Origin of the sequence: Guptibacillus hwajinpoensis, from assembly GCF_020171785.1 — a bacterium.
Lineage (GTDB): Bacteria > Bacillota > Bacilli > Bacillales > Guptibacillaceae > Guptibacillus > Guptibacillus sedimenti.
The window spans coordinates 1-1,363 of the sequence record NZ_JAIVAE010000030.1; the positions used below are offsets into that span (position 1 = coordinate 1).

At 41.6% G+C, this 1,363-nt stretch carries 1 protein-coding gene; it reads left to right on the forward strand.

Translation table 11 applies throughout. The annotated features are described in order from the left end of the window. On the forward strand, positions 1-1,260 hold a 1,260-nt coding region (locus LCL91_RS21825; protein ID WP_224885597.1), incomplete at its 5' end, for an IS1182 family transposase. Between the last annotated feature and the right edge of the window lie 103 nt (positions 1,261-1,363).

Sequence of the window (1,363 nt, forward strand, 5' to 3'; positions counted from 1 at the left end):
CACCCAGAAGTCAAAGAACTTCTTCGTCAGGGCTTCGTACAGTTTCGTTGTCAGCTCGTTCAAAAAGACCTCATTGATGATGAAGCGATCTTTATTGATGGTACGAAGATTGAAGCGAATGCCAATAAGTTTACATTTGTGTGGCGCAAGGCTATTGAAAGGTACAGCGAGAGTCTGATTGAAAAGTCGAATGCGATGTACGATGAGTTGATTGAAAAAGAAGTGATCCCCGAAATCGAACGGGAAAGTCCAGAACAACTTTCCGTTAAAGAACTTTCTAAAATAGAAGAAAAGCTAGAAGAAAAAGTCGGAGAATACAATGAGAAGATTGAAACCAGTGCCGATGTAACCGAACGAAAACAGCTTCGTTCAGAGCGAAAAGGACCGAAGCAGTTCCTTAAACAAATGAAGGATTTCGTATTGCGCAAAACAAAATACGAAAACGATATGGCTATCTTCAAAGAACGGAACAGTTATTCCAAAACCGATCACGATGCCACGTTCATGCGTATGAAAGATGATTATATGAAAAACGGGCAACTCAAAGCCGGTTACAATCTTCAAATTGCGACGGAGGGTCAATATACACTCGCATACGATATCTTTCCAAACCCAACGGATACACGTACTTTTCTTCCGTTTCTTGATCGTGTAGAAAAGGATTTCTTTCAATTGCCTACGTATGTCGTTGCGGATGCCGGTTATGGGAGCGAAGAAAACTACATAGATGTGCTGGAAAATCGCAAGCGCACGCCTCTCATCACGTATAATACCTATCGAAAAGAGAAGAAGAAAAGCTATAGGAAGGATGCGTTTCACGTATCCAATTGGGACTACAATGAAAAAGAAGATACATTCACATGCCCGAATGGAAAACAGTTGCCATTCCGATACGTTTCTCATCGCACTGACAGAGGTGGCTTCACACGAGAATTTAAAGTATATGAAAGTGAAAACTGTACCGGTTGTCCGTTCCGTTCTCATTGTACAAAAGCAAAAGACGGGACGAATCGAAAGATCTTCTATAACGCCAAATGGGAAGAACAAAAGAATATGATTCAACAGCTGCTTTCGGATGAAAAAACAGGTGAAATCTACGGTCAACGGAAAATCGATGTAGAGCCCGTTTTTGGATTTCTGAAGGCAATTTTGGGTTTCACTCGGATGTCCGTAAGGGGCAAGGAGAAGGTCAAAAATGAAATGGGCTTTGCGCTCATGGCGGTGAACTTGAGAAAGTATACCGCCATGAGTGCGGAGTGATCCAATAATCTTAGGAATAACCAAACAAAAAAGGTTCCGTTCATCAAAAACGATGAACGGAACCTTTTTATCGATTTCAGGCTAGTTATGTCCCAGCCTCTTT